A 15599-nucleotide genomic window follows, 5' to 3' on the forward strand; every position below is an offset into this window, starting at 1 on the left:
CCGCCAAGGTCAGACAACGGTTGCAACCTCCGGAAAGCTGGCTCCATGATCGATAAAAGCTGACAGCCATCACGCTTTGACATTGATCCGAGCAGAATAACAAGGAGGTCCCATGCCCAGGCGCTGGCTGATCGTGTTGTCGCTTCACCTGGCCACCCTGGTCGGGGCCCTGCTGGCGTGGCAACTCCTGGCGCTGCCCAGCGTCCTTGGCCTCGGCCTGACCGCTGTCGCCGCCCTGTGGCCCTGGCTGCTGGTGCGCTCCCCCGCGCCACCGCCTGCCCCTCCCCTGGCGCTCGACGACCTCACCAGCGACCTGTCGCGCAGTACCGCGCGCAATGCGGTGGCCATCGCCGGCGTGGCCTTTGCTGCCCAGCAGCTGGCAGCCCGGGTGCAATCTCAGGCCAGCACGGCTGCGCAAATTTCCAGCAGTGCCACTGCCCTCACCCGGACCGAGCAGGACAGCGCCGGCAGCGCCCGCCAGGCCCTGGAAGTGGCGCAACAGGTCCATGCGCGCAGCGAGATCGGTCGCGAAGCGCTGAGTTCGGCGATCGCCGCCATTCGCGCACTGAGCGATCACGCCCGCCAGAGCCGCGAACTGATCGCCGGCCTGAGTGCCCGCACCGACAAGATCCAGCAGGTCACCGAAGTCATCCAGGCCATCGCCAGCCAGACCAATCTGCTGGCGCTCAATGCTGCCATCGAAGCGGCGCGGGCCGGCGAGCACGGTCGCGGCTTCGCCGTGGTGGCCGACGAAGTCCGTGGCCTGGCGGCGCGGACCTCCAGCGCCACCGGTGAGGTGGGGGTGATCGTCGCCGACATCAGCCAGCAGACCGAGGCCGTGGTCGCCCAGATTCAGGAACTGGCCCAGGCGCTGGAAGACGGTGTCCGCCAGGTGGAGCGCACTGGCGAAGGCCTGCGGGAGATCGCCCAGCTGGCGCAGACCGCCGAGCGCCAGGCCGAGGACATCGCCCAGGGCACCTCGGCCAATCTTGCGCAGCTGGAAAGCCTGGCCCAGGCAGTGGAACAGGTGCATAGCGATCTGGCCGACAGCGAACGCCAGACCAGCCGCCTTAGCAGCGCTGCCGACGAGCTAGTGGACATGGCCGAAGCCAGCAGCGAGCGCCTGGCCGAGGTCGGGCTGGACAGCTATCACCAGCGTATCTTCGAACTGGCGCGCCAGGGGGCGGATGCCATCGGCAGGCGCTTCGAAGAGGATCTGGCCGCCGGGCGCATTACCCAGGACGCCCTCTTCGACCGTCAGTACCAGCCCGTTCAGGGCAGCCAGCCTGCCAAGTACCGCACCCGCTTCGACAGCTATACCGATGGCGTGCTACCGGCGATCCAGGAGCCGCTGCTGGAGCAGCACCCCGGCCTGGTGTTCGCCATCGCCTGTACGCCGGAGGGTTATGTGCCTACCCACAACCGCGCCTTCGCTCATCCGCCCACCGGGGATCTGGCAGTGGACACGGCGCGCAGCCGCAGCAAGCGCCTGTTCAGCGATCGCACCGGCAAGCGCTGCGGTAGCCATCAGCGCCGCCTGTTGCTGCAGACCTACATGAGGGACACGGGCGAGGTGATGCACGACCTCTCGGTACCCATCCTGGTGAACGGTCGCCACTGGGGCGGACTGCGCCTGGGCTATCGCCCCGACACCGCGCGCTAGGTCACCTGCAGCTGGGTGACGGCCAACTTCCACACCGGCGCCTCGAGGCCCAGCATGCGCCCGGCCTTGTGTTCGAGCAGATCGTCGAGGGCTTCGCCAGGCGCCAGATTCGCTGCCTGAGCGGCCAGATGCAGGATCAGCGACGGCTTGGGCAGTACACCGTGCAGGCTGTGCACGGCAGCCACCAGCTCGCGCAACTCCAGCGGCAGACGCCAGTGCCGCTGCAACTCCGCAGAGAATTCCAGACTGTAGCTCAGCAGGGCACGCTCCAGCGCAGCCTCATCGATAGCACCGCCCTCCTCGCACCAGCGCTGCACGCCTTGCAGTACGGCCAACTCACCCAGCCGGTGCAGCAGGCCCGCGGTATAGCAGCGCTCGGCGTCCTCACGGGCATAGCGCAGCGCCAGCAAGCGAGCACAGTCGGCGGCGCGCTGGGCCAGGTGCAGATAGCCTTCGGCACGCCCGGCCAGCAGCGGCTCGGCCAGGCGTGTCGCGCGCCTCAGACTCAGACCCAGGACCAGATTCAGGGTAAAGCCGACGCCCAGGCGCGGCAGGGCCTGGCCAAGCGTCTGGCAGGACTGCCCGACGCGCTGAGAGGCACTGTTGGCCGCGGCGATCAGGGTCGCCGTGACCAGTGGATCCTGGCCGAACTCGGTTTCCAGCTCGCCCAGGCTGCAATTGGCGCTATCGCGACAGCGCTGAATGATGGCGGGCAGGTCGGCGAACAGCGGCACCGCATCGATCTCGGCTGCCATGCGCTGCAGATGGTCACCCAGCGTACCCAGCGCCGTGGCATTGGTCGTCTGCGTCTCGTCACCCGCAGGCGGCAACAGGCTGCGCAGGCGACGCAGCACCTCTTCGGCGGCATAGGGTTTGACCAGATAGGCCGTGGGTGCCAGGCGCAGGGCAGCGCGCACATAGGCGGCATCCGCCTGATCGGATAGCAGAATCACCGGCTGCAGCGGCTGGGCGCCACGCTGGCGGATCCGCCGCAGCAGATCGAGTCCATCGCAATCAGCGGGGCGCTCGACGATAACCAGGGCGCATCTCTTGCACTGATCCAGTTCGGCGAGAGCCTGGTAGCCATGGCCGTATTCATGGACGGCGGCATCGGCACGCACGGCCAGGACGAGTGACTTGAGCAAATCACGGGTCCAAGGATTGGCATCGACTATGAGTATCAGGGGCGGCATCCCAACCCACTCCTGCGTGAGGCAAGCGAAGCGGCGGATGATGCGGCAAAGCGGGCATTATGCCAAGCAGGTCACACAAAACGTCTGTAATGGGGTTTTGCACCCGCTTGGTTAGCGCCGGAAGGGTGGCTGACAGGGATGACCAGGCGAAAAAAAACCGCCCTGTTACAGGGCGGTTTGGTCAGGATTCAGGCCAGTTCGGCAAAACACTCGCCGATGATGGCAAGGCCGCGATCCAGCTCTTCATCGCTGGCGGTCAGGGGGACCAGGATGCGCAGCACGTTGCCGTAGCTGCCGCAGCTGAGCAGGATCAGGCCCTTCTGGCGCGCCCGGACCACGATCTGGCTGGTCAGCTCGGCATCGGGCTGCTCGATGTCGCCGCCCTTGCCCAGTTCCATGGCGATCATGGCGCCCAGGCCGCGGACGTCGCAGATCTGCGTGTGCTTGGCGGCCAGTTCGCGCAGGCCGGCGGTGAGGCGTTCGCCCACGGCCTTGGACCGGTCCAGCAGCTTCTCTTCCTCGAAGGTCTCGATCACCGCCAGGGCGGCGGCGCAGGCGATGGGGCTACCGGCGTAGGTCCCACCCAGGCCACCCGGGGTGACGGCATCCATCACCGTGGCCCGGCCGGTCACGCCCGACAGCGGGAAGCCGCCGGCGATGGACTTGGCGAAGGTCAGCAGATCGGCATCGACGCCCATCTGCTCCATGGCGAAGAAGGTGCCGGTACGACCGGCGCCGGACTGGACTTCGTCAGCGATCAGCAGGATGCCGTGGGTGTCGCACAGCTTACGCAGGCGCTGCATGAACTCCTTGGGCGCGGCATAGAAACCGCCTTCGCCCTGCACCGGCTCGAGGATGACGGCGGCGATGTCGCCAGGCGCGGCATCGTTCTTGAAGATGCGCTCGACGCTGGCGATGGCGTCATCGACGCTGATGCCATGCAGTTCGCAGGGATAGAGCGCACGATAGACGCCGCCGGGCATCAGGCCCATGCCGGCCGAATAGGGCGCGACCTTGCCGGTCAGTGACAGGGTCATCATGGTGCGGCCGTGGTAGGCGCTGGAGAAGGCGATGACACCGGCGCGCTGGGTGGCGGCGCGGGCGATCTTGACGGCATTCTCCACGGCCTCGGAGCCGGAGTTGAACAGTGCGGTTTTCTTCGGGAAGTTGCCTGGTACCAGCTCGTTGAGCTTTTCGCAGACCTCGACGTAGGGCTCGTAGGCCAGCACCTGGAAGCAGGTGTGGGAGACCTTGGTCAGCTGCTCCTGCACGGCCGCCACCACGCGCGGATGCAGGTGACCGGTATTGAGCACGGCGATGCCGCCGGCGAAGTCCAGGAACTCGTTGCCCTCGACGTCCCAGACCTTGGCGTTCTCCGCACGGGCGACGAAGATCGGGTGGGTCTGGCCGACGCCACGGGCGACGGCGGCGCTGCGACGGTGCATCAGGGAATCGTTGGTGTGGCTCATTGCAGTCCTCGATGGCCGCTCATCGTGGCGGCCGGCTACGGGAAAGGCGCGGACCGGATTCCGGGCAGCATACGATGATCGACTGCCAACGGCCCGGCGTCCGCGCCGGGAAAAATCTTTGGATCGGGCGGGCCCGTTGGGCTTCGACGATGGAGCCGTCTCAGCCCAACCTACGGTATAGGTAGGTTGGGCTAAGCGTAGCGAAGCCCAACGAACGGGATCAGACGCCCAGGCAGAGGTACTTGATCTCGAGGTATTCCTCGATGCCGTACTTGGAACCCTCGCGGCCCAGGCCCGAAGCCTTGACGCCACCAAAGGGTGCGACTTCGTTGGAGATCAGGCCGGTGTTGATGCCGACCATGCCGTACTCCAGCGCCTCGGCCACACGGAATACGCGGGACAGGTCGCGGGCATAGAAATAGGAGGCCAGGCCGAACTCGGTGTCGTTGGCCAGCTCGATGACCTCGGCCTCGTCCTTGAAGCGGAACAGCGGCGCCAGCGGGCCGAAGGTCTCTTCCTTGGATACCTTGGCACTCTTGGGCACGTCGGCGAGGATGGTCGGCTCGAAATAGCTGCCCCCGTTGGCGTGGGCCTTGCCGCCGGCGATGACCTTGGCGCCTTGGCTCACGGCGTCGTCGATGTGCTCCTTGACCTTGGCCGCGGCCTTGGCGTCGATCAGCGGGCCGATGGTGACGCCCTCCTCCAGGCCGTTGCCGACCTTGAGCTTGGCCACCGCGGCCTTGAACTTCTCGGCGAAGGCGTCGTAGACACCGTCCTGGATATAGAGACGGTTGACGCAGACGCAGGTCTGGCCGGCGTTGCGGTACTTGGAGGCGATGGCGCCTTCCACGGCCTTGTCCAGGTCAGCGTCGTCGAAGACGATGAAGGGCGCGTTGCCGCCCAGCTCCAGCGACAGCTTCTTGATGGTGGGGGCGCTCTGCTCCATCAGCTTGGCGCCGATCTCGGTGGAGCCGGTAAAGGAGATCTTGCGCACGATGGGGCTTTCGGTCAGCTCGGCGCCGATCTCGGCGGCGGAGCCGGTGACCACGCTGAGCACGCCCTTGGGAATGCCGGCACGCTCGGCCAGCTCGACCAGGGCCAGGGCCGAGTACGGGGTCTGGCTGGCGGGCTTGATGACCATGGTGCAGCCCGCGGCCAGGGCCGGGCCGGCCTTGCGGGTGATCATCGCGGTGGGGAAATTCCACGGCGTGATGGCGGCGGTGACGCCGATGGGCTGCTTGACCACCAGGATGCGCTTGTCGGCCTGGTGGCCGGGAATGGTGTCGCCATAGATGCGCTTGGCTTCCTCGGCGAACCACTCGATGAAGGAGGCGGCATAGGCGATCTCGCCCTTGGCCTCGGCCAGCGGCTTGCCCTGCTCCAGGGTCATCAGCCGGCCCAGGTCATCCTGGTTCTCGATCATCAGTTCGTACCAGCGCCGCAGCTTGGCCGAACGCTCCTTGGCAGTCAGCGCACGCCAGGCCGGCAGGGCGCGGTTGGCGGCGTCGATGGCACGCTTGGTCTCGGCGCGGCCGAGCTTGGGAATGGTGCCCAGGGTCTCGCCGGTGGCCGGGTTGTCCACCTTGACGGTGGCACCGCTGTCGGCGTCGATCCAGGCGCCGTCGACATAGGCTTGCTGGCGAAACAGGGAAGCGTCTTTGAGCTGCATTACGGTCTCCTTGATGGAAAGGGCCGGAAGCAAGGGCATGACACCCCTGCGCCTGCGATAGGGTCAGGCTTGGAAACGCTGGCGTCGCCACCGTTCAGTGCCCGCGAGAGGGACGTCCGAAGCGCCACAGGCGTTCGAAATATTGAACGCATCCTAGGAGAATCCTGAACCCCTGCGCAAGAGCAGTGGCGAGGTTTTCGCGTCGCCCTCCTCCTTGTTTATGCAGCCCCTGCCGCGCACCGCGAAACAGTCGTTCAAAATCAACAACATCGTGCATCCGGGCATGGACGGTCCGATGCAAGGTGAGTATGATGGCGACCGATTCAGCGTCATCGAATCGTTGCACTCGTAGCTCAGCTGGATAGAGTACTGCCCTCCGAAGGCAGGGGTCGTGGGTTCGAATCCCGCCGAGTGCGCCATCTTCCGTTCACCGTCGCGTGAACCTCAACAAAGCCCGCCATTGAGCGGGCTTTGTCGTTTCTGGCGGTCCCTTCCCGATATACCCATGCGTGACGCCTGCTCGCCTTTACCTGAAGAGGCCTTAGCGAAATGGAATTCGCCAGACCATTGGCCTGATTTATCTGATCATCACCATCGTCGTCAGCGTGATCCTGGGCTAAGCTCTGCCGAGTTGAACCCGTTGAAGCCAGCCGGCCGGATGCCGACACCCTGGTGATCACCTCGCAAGGAAGCCTGCATGAGATACCTCCTGACCAGCTCGGTCACCCTCTTTCTCGCCGCGCCGATCTTTACCGAAGACACCGCCCTCGCCCAGGCTGGCCACGCCATCCGGCCAGGGCTAGCGGCCGCGGCTCACTGTCTGCACGAATCGCTACTGGAAACCAGCGCCGCCAACAGAGGCCCGGTGGCGGACGGCGCCCGTCTGCAGCTGGCCGGCCTGGAGCGGCGCGACCAGATTGCCTATTAGGGCTGGATCGGCGACCGGTGCGCCTCAGTTTCTCTGCCTTGGAGCCTTTTCAAAGTCCTTTTCCAGAGCCCTTCCGTGAACGAAGCCGCTGCCACTGGCTCTCAAGGTTTCCACCACGGCACTCCCGAGGAGACCCGCATGAAAGCTCTGATTCCCCTGTTGCTGCTTCCTCTGGCCCTCGCTGCCTGCACCGGTCAGCAGGCGCGGCATGACGATCTTGGCCTACCAAGCTGCAATCTGGCCGAGCAGCGTGCCGTGCCGGGAGAACTGGGCGGATTGATCAGGGATCCGCAGCAGGCGCATGTCTCGATGCGGGCCAATGTGCTGCTGGCGGATGTAAGCACGGCGCGCAAGGCGCGGCGGATCAATCAGGAACAGGCGACGACCTTCAGCGAACGCATCGCCGCGGTGCGCAGCCAGACCGAGGCCTTCGTACAGCAGCAAGGCTTTCTCAGCGCGGCCGAGCGGGCCAGTTTCGATCGGGAATTCGACGGGATCGCCGCGCAGATCTGCCAGCCACGTCCGGCGCAGTGATCCCTGCCTAGCCAGGACGGGTCGAAAGACCGCCGCTCGAACGGCTAGGATAGCGGGGCCGATCAGGCGGTAAGGACCCTTGCCGCCCTTCTCTTCCAGCCCAGGGGACGACCCCGGCGATCGGTGGGCCGCGTTCCGGGACGGCCCGGTTTCACAGGAGGCCGTCTTTGGCTTGGTTCTATCTGGTGTGCGCAGGGCTGCTCGAGGTGGTCTGGGCGTTCTACATGAAGCAGTCCGCGGGCTTTACCCGTCTCACACCGACGATCATCACCGGGGTCGCCATGGTGGCCAGCGTGGCGCTGCTGTCGATATCCATGCGCAGCCTGCCGCTGGGTACTGCCTATACCATCTGGACCGGCATCGGCGCGGTGGGCGCCTTCATGGTCGGTATCCTGGTGCTGGGCGAGGCGGCGAGCCCGCTGCGTATCCTGGCTGCGGCGCTGATCGTCAGCGGTCTGGTGCTGATGAAGCTGACGTCGTCCTGAGCGCCCTCCTCTAGCGCTGAATCCTCGGGTGCGCCAGCCAGCTGAACAGCAGCCCGCCAAGCAGGCCGCCCATGGCCATCGCCAGCAAACCCTCTCGTCAGCGGTCTGGTGCTGATGAAGCTGACGTCGTCCTGAGCGCCCTCCTCTAGCGCTGAATCCTCGGGTGCGCCAGCCAGCTGAACAGCAGCCCGCCAAGCAGGCCGCCCATGGCCATCGCCAGCAAACCCTCCAGGGTGCGGGTGGCGTAGATGAGCACCGGCATGGGGGCGAAGGCATCGATCAGGCGGATGGCGACGATCACGCTGACGCTACTGGCTAGCGGCAGCAGCCAGCCGCGATGAGCGCCGCTGCGGCGCCCGAACCAGAAGGCCACGGCAAAGGCTGGTAACCAAGCGGCGAGCACGATGGCGGCGTAGACGGGTCCGAAGCCGAGCAGATCCTGCACGGAGGTCCGCCAGCGAGTGGCACTGTCTATCGGTTGCCCAAGCCCCTGGAGCGCAGCCAGGTTGTACTGGGTCTGCACCAGGCTGCCCCAGGCGGTGGCCAGCAGCAGGGCTGCAGCGAATGCCAGCAGGGTGCGGGGTCTCGACAGGGCGCGCCAGAGCGGTTGAGACATGACTGAAAGATCTCCCAGAGAGGTGCTGATGCTAGCGAAGGCGGGTGCGTGGAGTAGCTCTCAAGCGTTACTTAAAGCTTCCGGACGCTGGGCCTGGCTGGCGCTGCTGCTGGGACTGCTGGCGAGCTCGATAGCCCTGGCGGCACCGGCCTATCGCGTCGAGACGGTGGCGACCGGCCTCAAGAGACCCTGGTCGCTGGCCTTCCTGCCCGATGGCCGGGCGCTCCTGACCGAAGGTGCCGGGCGTTTGCGACTGCTGGTGCCAGACGGCACAGGCCGGTTCAGGCTACAGGCGGAGGCTATAACCGGATTACCGGAACTCTATACCGAGGGCCAGGCTGGTCTGTTCGAGGTGCTACCGGATCCGGATTTCGCCCGCAACCAACTGATCTATCTCTCCTATGCGACAGGCACGCGGCAGGCCAATCATCTCCGGGTGGTGCGGGCGCGGCTGGACGGCGGACGCCTGCAGGACGTCCAGCCACTGTTCACCAGCCAGCCGGCCAAGGCTTACGGCCAGCACTTCGGGGCGCGGATGGCCCTGCTCGGCGACGGCACCCTGGCCATCGCCTTGGGTGATGGCAACGTGGAACGTACCGACGCCCAGCGACTGGATACCCATCTGGGCAAGATCGTGCGCATCACCCGCGACGGCCAGGTGCCGGCGGACAATCCCTTCATCAAACGACCCGGCGCCCTGCCGGAGATCTACAGCCTCGGCCATCGCAATCCCCAGGGTCTGGTCTGGGTGGCCGAGCGTCAGGCGCTGTACGAGCACGAGCATGGCTCCAAGGGCGGCGACGAACTCAACCTGATCCGCGCCGGCGCCAACTATGGCTGGCCGCTGACCACCGGCGGCGTGGACTACACCGGTGCGCGCATCTCGCCCTTTCGCGAATTGCCGGGCATCACTCCACCGTTGCTGGAGTGGACGCCGTCGATCGCGCCCGCGGGCATGACCTGGTACGACGGCCAGGGCTTTCCCCCCTGGTGCGGCAGCCTGTTCGTGGCGGCGCTGCGAGAGAAGTCGGTGCGGCGGATACCGCTGGTTGAGGGTATGCCTGGTCAGCAGGAGCTTTTGTTCCAGGAATTGAACCAGCGTCTGCGCGACGTGCGCAGCGGCCCGGACGGCAATCTCTGGCTGCTCACCGATGGTGAGGACGGTCAGCTGTTGCGTGTGGTGCCGGGGTAGGTAGCGAAAGAGCCGTGATGCCGATCCGGTACAGCACCAGTCGCGGCCATGCCGATGCGGTAGGTGGGGTTGAGCACAGCGAAGCCCAACGTCGGCTCGGGGCTCACCATGTTGGGCTTCGACGATAGGGCCGTCTCAACCCAACCTACGGAGACATCGATAGCCTGTTTGGGCGGCAACTCGGGTAAGCCGCGAGAAGCCTCGTCGAAACGACGAATACTCCGCCGTTTCGTCAAATAAAGCACGACGATTCGACGCTCTGACGCTCACATCTGGCAGTGCCCCTTTTTAAGCTGGAGCCTCTAACCACGGAGGATCCCGCCATGAACGTCACCCTGCTCGGCGCCGGCCACATCGGCTACACCATTTCGCAATTGCTGCACGCCAGTGGCGACTACCGGGTGACGGTGGCGGATCGTGACGAGCGTGCCCTGGAGGCAATCGCGGCCCTGGGCGTGCAGACCCGCACCCTGGACACGTCCGACGCCAGCGCCCTGGCCGCGGCCCTGGACGATCAGGACGTAGTACTCAACGCCCTGCCCTATCACCTGGCGATTCCCGTCGCCCAGGCGGCCAAGGCCACCAACACCCACTATTTCGACCTGACCGAAGACGTCAAGGCGACCAAGACCATCCGCCAGCTGGCCGAGGGCGCGAGCAATGCCTTCATGCCCCAGTGCGGTCTGGCGCCTGGCTTCATCGGTATTGCCGCCCATTCCCTGGCCAAGCGTTTCGACAGTGTGCGCGAGGTGAAGATGCGTGTCGGCGCCCTACCGGAATTTCCCACCAACGCCCTGAAGTACAACCTGACCTGGAGCGTCGACGGCCTGGTCAACGAGTACTGTCACCCTTGCGAAGCCGTGCGCAACGGCGAGCTGCAACTGGTGCAGCCGCTGGAAGGCCTGGAGCACTTCTCCCTGGACGGCGTGGAATACGAGGCCTTCAACACCTCGGGCGGCCTGGGCACCCTCTGCGAGACCCTGCAGGGCCAGGTGGAAACCCTGGACTACAAGACCGTGCGCTATCCCGGTCACCGCGACCTGATGAAATTCCTGCTGGAGGACCTGCGCCTGGCCGGTGACCAGGAGCAGCTCAAGAACATCCTGCGCGGTGCCGTGCCCACCACCATGCAGGACGTGGTGCTGGTGTTCGTGACCGTCAGCGGTATGCGCGGCGGCAAGCTGGTGCAGGAGGTTTTCAGCCGCAAGATCTTTGCCGCCGAGCGCGACGGTCGCCTGACCAGCGCCATCCAGATCACCACCGCCGCCGGCATCTGCACCGCCCTGGATCTGTTCCGCGAAGGCAAGCTGCCGCAGCGCGGCTTCATTGCCCAGGAGCAGGTGGACATGGACGCCTTCCTGGCCAACCGCTTCGGCAAGGCCTACCAGCCGGCCTGACCGGGAAGCTTAGCGGCCGATGTGGGGTCCATAACGGAACAGTTTCCGTTGGAGGACCCCTCGTCATGCTCAGCGTCGCCATCGTCGGTTGCGAACAGATCCACGCCCAGGACTACCTGGACACCAGCCTGGCCGATCCGCGCGTGCGGGTAGTGGCCCTGGCTAGCGAACGCGATCCTGCCCGCGCCCAGCGTCTCGCCGCGCCCCATGGCCTGCCGGTGCTGGACGATTTCGCCCAGTTGCCCGAGGTGGATCTGGCCTTCGTCACCACGGCCATCGAGGATCACGAAACAGCGGTAGCCGCGCTACTCCCCCGCGCCCGCCATCTGTTCGTGGAAAAGCCCCTGGCCGTCTCGGCTGCGCGCGCGACGGCGCTGGCCACGCAACTCGCCGGGCGCTCCTGCTTTAGCGGCTTCTATCTGCGTACCGACCCTGCCCTACAGCAATTGCGTCATTTGGCTCGCGCTGGCGCCATCGGCACCCTTTCCCACCTGTCGCTCACGGCTGGCCACCCAGGTCTGCTGGAAGGCTGGCTAAGCGACTGGCCGGCGCATCTGGACGAGACGCGCATGGGCTATGGCGCCTTTGGCGACCTGGCCGTGCACCTGCTGGACTTAAGCGCCTGGCTGACCGGTGAATCCCTGACGGTCGAACACTGCCGTCTGGAACGCGATGCGCGCTGGCCACTGGATCATGCCGGCGAGGCGTTGCTCCGAGCCGGCGACCTGCCGATCCAGCTGCGGGCCAGTGCCACCCTGCGCGGTCCGCGGCTGGCCATCCGGCTGGATGGCAGCACGGGAACCCTGGAGCTCGCTGCTGGGCGCCTGCTGCTGCACGAGGCCAGTGGTGAGAGTCAGGTGCTGGCCGAGGCGATCGCCCCCGGTGTTCCCCAGGGTGCCCAGGCGGTATTCGATCAGCTGCTCGGTCAACCCCGTCCAGAATTGGCCAACCTGGAGGATGCCCTCGCGGCCAACGGCCTGCTGGATCGCCTCTATGGACGCGACTAGGACGTCAGGCCGGGGCAGCATGAGTAACCATTGCCGAGAGACCGGAGGGGTTAAAGGTCAGACTGTTGGTGCCGATAGCGAGGGCATCCGGTGCAATTTGGCTGGCATCCCCGTCGCTGAAAGGAATTCCCAATGGTCTGGTTCAACAATCTGGCACTGGCGAAGAAACTCGCAGTAGCCTTCGGTCTCTGTACGCTCATTACTCTCGGCATAGGCGCGGTCGGCATGAGTGGGCTCAACAGCCTCAACGCCTTGCTGGGTTCGGTGCTGAGCAACAATCTGCGCTCCATCACCCTGCTAAACGACGCCAAGAACAACGTGATCGCGCACAACCGCGACATCTTCCGCCTGATGTCTTTGGCCTACGCCAACGCGCCGCAGGCCGAGCAGGACGGCATTGTCGCCTCCCTGCGCTCCAACCAGGCCGACGCTGAAAAACCCTTTGCCGACTACCGAGCCACGCCTCTGGAACCTGATGAAAAGGCTGCGGGCGATGCCTACCAGGGTGATTGGAAAACCTACCTGACTGCCGTCGACGCTGTCTTGGCGCGGCTGGCTGCCAAGGACGTGGCCGGTGCCAACCAATTGCTCAACGAGCAGGCTCAACCCAGCTATCGCAAGACCATGGGCTCCTTCAAGATCATGGTGGAATCCAACAAGCGCCAGGGTAACGAAGCCGGCGTGGCTGCCAGTGCTACTTACGACAAAGCCTTCTGGACCCTGAGTGGTGGCCTCCTGCTGGCAGTGTTCTGCGCCCTGGCCCTGGGCATCGTCATTACCCGCCTGATCGTGACCCCGATTCGCGAGGCCGTCTCCAGCGCCGAGCGTGTCGCCCAGGGCGATCTGACCTTGCCGATCCAGAGCAGCCGGCGTGACGAAGCGGGCCTGCTGCTGCAGGCCCTGGGCGGCATGCAGCGCAGCCTGAAGGACACCGTGCAGCAGATGGCCGGTGCCGCCAGCCAGCTCGCCGCGGCGGCCGAGGAACTGCATGCCGTGACCGAGGAGACCTCCCGGGGCCAGGTTCGCCAGCACGACGAGGTGCAGCAGGCCGCCACCGCCGTCAACCAGATGACCGCCGCCGTGGAAGAGGTAGCACGCAACGCCGCGTCCACCTCGACCGCTTCCCAGGACACCAGTCGCGAGGCCCAGCAGGGTCGCGAGCAGGTGCAGCAGGCGGCCCAGGCCATGGCGGTGATGACCAGCGAGATCACCGATTCCACCCAGAAGGTGCAGACCCTGGAAGGCCAGGTGCGCGAGATCGGCAAGGTGCTGGAAGTGATTCGTGGCATCGCCGAGCAGACCAACCTGCTGGCGCTCAACGCCGCCATCGAAGCCGCCCGCGCCGGCGAGCAGGGTCGCGGTTTCGCCGTGGTGGCGGACGAGGTCCGCGCCCTGGCCCATCGCACCCAGGGCTCCACCGGGGAGATCGAGCGCATGATGAGCGCCGTGCGCGACAGCGCCGAAGAGGCAGTGAGCGCCATGCACAAGAGCCAGTCCCTGGCCGGCGATACCCAGGAGCGCGCCAACCGTGCCGGCGAAGCCCTGGACCGCATCACCAACGGGATCGCCAGCATCGAGGAGCGCAACCTGGTGATCGCCAGCGCCGCCGAAGAGCAGGCCCAGGTGGCTCGCGAAGTGGACCGCAATCTGGTCAACATCCAGGACCTGTCTACCCAGACCGCCACCGGTGCCCAGCAGACCGCGGCGTCCAGTCAGGAGTTGTCGCGCCTGGCGACGTCCTTCCAGGGCCTGGTCGCGCAATTCCGTTATTGATCGATCGTTCAGCAAACTTCCGACCAGTGGTCGACCCGCCCTCATCTCGGTGAGTGGCGGGCTTGCTGCGCTCCAGAGGGGCTGACGAGCCTTGCCCAGGTCGGCGCCAGGGGAACATTGGGCGCCAGAGCCGTTCTGAGCTGAAATACCTGAATGGATGCTCCCATGCGCTTTACCTACGATGCCCGCCGAAGTTACCGCCTGATCGGCCTCGACGACGGGCGTCTGGCCGGGCAGTTGCTGTGTGGTCAGCTCTACATCATGGTCGCCGGCGACGGTAAGCAGCCGCAGTCGTACGCTCAGCTGGAGGACGATCAGCTGCGCACCGCCGAAGGCCGCCTGATTGGCTGTCGCGAAGCGGACATCCTCACCCTGCAGCGCACCGGTGTCGCCTTACGCCTGGAGCCGCTCGACGCCTGAAGCGTTTGGCAATGGCCAAGGCAGTCCGGCGTGAGCGAGGCCACCACCAGACTCAGTTGGGTCCCGTGCTGAGAGCCAGCCCCAGACCGTGACAGCCATCCGGTCAGCGAGGCCACCTCGGCGCTTTTCGTGCAGCTGGGATTTCCCATACGCGAAAGGACTCTCCTTTCTCCCCGCCCTTGGACGTCAGATCGCGCCGGAAGCGTATCGGGGTAAGGCCAAGCATCAATCTGCCTGTATCGACACATCCTCTGCTGATCGCGGGAACCTCGTCGGGTCTTTGCCCCTCCATTTCCTTGAACGTCATCGAAAAGATGCCAAACGGGCGCCTTCTTGGCCCCTTCAGGAGATGTCATGTCCAGCGACAACCAATACAGCATGCAAAACCCCCTTACCCAGTATCCCCAGCCGGAATTTCCCAAGCAGCCTCAGGAAGCGCCGGGCCTGGCGCAGGTGATGCAGCCGCGTCCCGACCATGGCGAGACTAGCTACAAGGGCTTCGGTCGTCTGGCTGGCCGCAAGGCGCTGATCACGGGTGCGGATTCGGGAATTGGCCGGGCGACTGCCATTGCCTATGCCCGTGAAGGGGCGGATCTGGTGCTCAACTACCTGCCCGAGGAAGAGGCTGACGCCCAGGAAGTGGTGAAGCTGGTGGAAGCCGAAGGGCGCAAGGTGGTCTGCGTGCCCGGTGACCTGAAGGACGAAGCCTTCTGTACCCAGCTGGTGAGCAAGGCCAAGGAGGCCCTCGGCGGTCTCGACATCCTGGTCAACGTGGCCGGCAAGCAGACTGCGGTGCAGGACATCGCCGAGCTGACCACCGAGCAGTTCGATGCCACCTACAAGACCAACGTCTACGCCCTGTTCTGGCTGTGCAAGGCCGCGCTGCCGCACCTGCCGGCTGGCGCCGCCATCATCAACACCACCTCGATCCAGGCCACCCAGCCCTCGGAGTTCCTGCTGGACTACGCGTCCACCAAGGCGGCCATCACCAACTTCACCAAGGGACTGGCCAAGCAGGTCGCCGCCAAGGGCATTCGCGTCAACGCCGTAGCGCCCGGCCCCTTCTGGACGCCGCTGCAGCCCAGCGGTGGCCAGCCCCAGGAGAAGATCCCCACCTTTGGTGGCGAGACGGTGTTCAAGCGTCCTGGCCAACCGGCGGAACTGGCACCCCTCTATGTGCTGCTGGCCTCCCAGGAGTCGAGCTATGTGACCGGTGAGGTCTATGGCGCTACCGGAGGCATGGGCTGACGGCC

The 15599-nt window shown here is 65.7% G+C and carries 14 protein-coding genes and 1 tRNA gene; 11 read left to right on the forward strand and 4 right to left on the reverse strand.

Annotated features, from left to right (window positions below):
- The first annotated feature begins 112 nt into the window (after nucleotides 1–112).
- Nucleotides 113–1663, forward strand: a complete 1551-nt coding sequence (locus APT59_RS18135; RefSeq protein WP_059316134.1) for a methyl-accepting chemotaxis protein — start codon at nucleotides 113–115, stop codon at nucleotides 1661–1663.
- Here APT59_RS18135 and APT59_RS18140 read toward each other — a convergent pair.
- From APT59_RS18140 to gabD, 3 genes are all read right to left on the reverse strand, one after another.
- Nucleotides 1660–2856 (reverse strand): HDOD domain-containing protein, encoded by a 1197-nt coding sequence (locus APT59_RS18140; RefSeq protein WP_059316135.1) that lies wholly within the window; start codon nucleotides 2854–2856, stop codon nucleotides 1660–1662. The two genes, APT59_RS18135 and APT59_RS18140, sit on opposite strands and share 4 nt — an antisense overlap.
- 188 nt (nucleotides 2857–3044) lie before the next feature.
- Nucleotides 3045–4325 carry a 4-aminobutyrate--2-oxoglutarate transaminase gene (gene gabT / locus APT59_RS18145; protein ID WP_059316136.1) on the reverse strand — a complete coding sequence of 427 codons (1281 nt, stop codon included), beginning with the start codon at nucleotides 4323–4325 and terminating at the stop codon, nucleotides 3045–3047.
- Nucleotides 4326–4545: 220 nt separating this feature from the next.
- Nucleotides 4546–5994: an NADP-dependent succinate-semialdehyde dehydrogenase gene (gene gabD, locus APT59_RS18150; RefSeq protein WP_059316137.1), complete on the reverse strand. Its 1449-nt coding sequence runs from the start codon at nucleotides 5992–5994 to the stop codon at nucleotides 4546–4548.
- Nucleotides 5995–6336: 342 nt separating this feature from the next.
- Between gabD and APT59_RS18155 the strand changes: the two genes are divergently transcribed.
- The 4 genes from APT59_RS18155 to sugE all read left to right on the forward strand — a co-directional run bounded on the left by APT59_RS18155 (nucleotide 6337) and on the right by sugE (nucleotide 7941).
- Nucleotides 6337–6413, forward strand: a tRNA-Arg gene (locus tag APT59_RS18155).
- A gap of 278 nt (nucleotides 6414–6691) precedes the next feature.
- Complete coding sequence (locus APT59_RS18160; protein ID WP_059316138.1) at nucleotides 6692–6922, forward strand: hypothetical protein; 231 nt, start codon at nucleotides 6692–6694, stop codon at nucleotides 6920–6922.
- 138 nt (nucleotides 6923–7060) lie between these two features.
- Nucleotides 7061–7456, forward strand: coding sequence for a hypothetical protein (locus APT59_RS18165; protein WP_059316139.1), 396 nt, complete (start codon nucleotides 7061–7063; stop codon nucleotides 7454–7456).
- A 167-nt stretch (nucleotides 7457–7623) separates the two neighbouring features.
- The gene (gene sugE / locus APT59_RS18170; protein ID WP_059316140.1) at nucleotides 7624–7941 is read left to right on the forward strand and encodes a quaternary ammonium compound efflux SMR transporter SugE; all 318 of its coding nucleotides are present in this window, start codon (nucleotides 7624–7626) and stop codon (nucleotides 7939–7941) included.
- Nucleotides 7942–8086: 145 nt separating this feature from the next.
- Here sugE and APT59_RS18175 read toward each other — a convergent pair whose 3' ends face one another.
- Nucleotides 8087–8557: a hypothetical protein gene (locus APT59_RS18175; protein ID WP_059316141.1), complete on the reverse strand. Its 471-nt coding sequence runs from the start codon at nucleotides 8555–8557 to the stop codon at nucleotides 8087–8089.
- A 28-nt stretch (nucleotides 8558–8585) separates the two neighbouring features.
- Here APT59_RS18175 and APT59_RS18180 point away from each other — a divergent pair, with 28 nt between their 5' ends.
- From APT59_RS18180 to APT59_RS18205, 6 genes are all read left to right on the forward strand, one after another.
- Nucleotides 8586–9749, forward strand: a complete 1164-nt coding sequence (locus APT59_RS18180) for a PQQ-dependent sugar dehydrogenase (RefSeq protein WP_059316142.1) — start codon at nucleotides 8586–8588, stop codon at nucleotides 9747–9749.
- A 323-nt stretch (nucleotides 9750–10072) separates the two neighbouring features.
- Complete coding sequence (locus APT59_RS18185; RefSeq protein ID WP_059316143.1) at nucleotides 10073–11146, forward strand: saccharopine dehydrogenase family protein; 1074 nt, start codon at nucleotides 10073–10075, stop codon at nucleotides 11144–11146.
- Between the two features lie 65 nt (nucleotides 11147–11211).
- Entirely contained in the window at nucleotides 11212–12153 is a 942-nt protein-coding gene (locus tag APT59_RS18190) for a Gfo/Idh/MocA family protein (protein ID WP_059316144.1), read from the forward strand.
- A gap of 132 nt (nucleotides 12154–12285) precedes the next feature.
- Nucleotides 12286–13926, forward strand: coding sequence for a methyl-accepting chemotaxis protein (locus APT59_RS18195; RefSeq protein ID WP_059316145.1), 1641 nt, complete (start codon nucleotides 12286–12288; stop codon nucleotides 13924–13926).
- 165 nt (nucleotides 13927–14091) lie between these two features.
- A complete protein-coding gene (locus tag APT59_RS18200; RefSeq protein ID WP_059316146.1) occupies nucleotides 14092–14346 on the forward strand; it encodes a hypothetical protein in 255 nt (84 codons plus the stop codon).
- Between the two features lie 354 nt (nucleotides 14347–14700).
- Nucleotides 14701–15594 (forward strand): SDR family oxidoreductase, encoded by an 894-nt coding sequence (locus APT59_RS18205; protein ID WP_059316147.1) that lies wholly within the window; start codon nucleotides 14701–14703, stop codon nucleotides 15592–15594.
- Nucleotides 15595–15599 lie beyond the last annotated feature (5 nt).

Source organism: Pseudomonas oryzihabitans, from assembly GCF_001518815.1.
In the GTDB taxonomy this organism is placed as follows: domain Bacteria; phylum Pseudomonadota; class Gammaproteobacteria; order Pseudomonadales; family Pseudomonadaceae; genus Chryseomonas; species Chryseomonas oryzihabitans_E.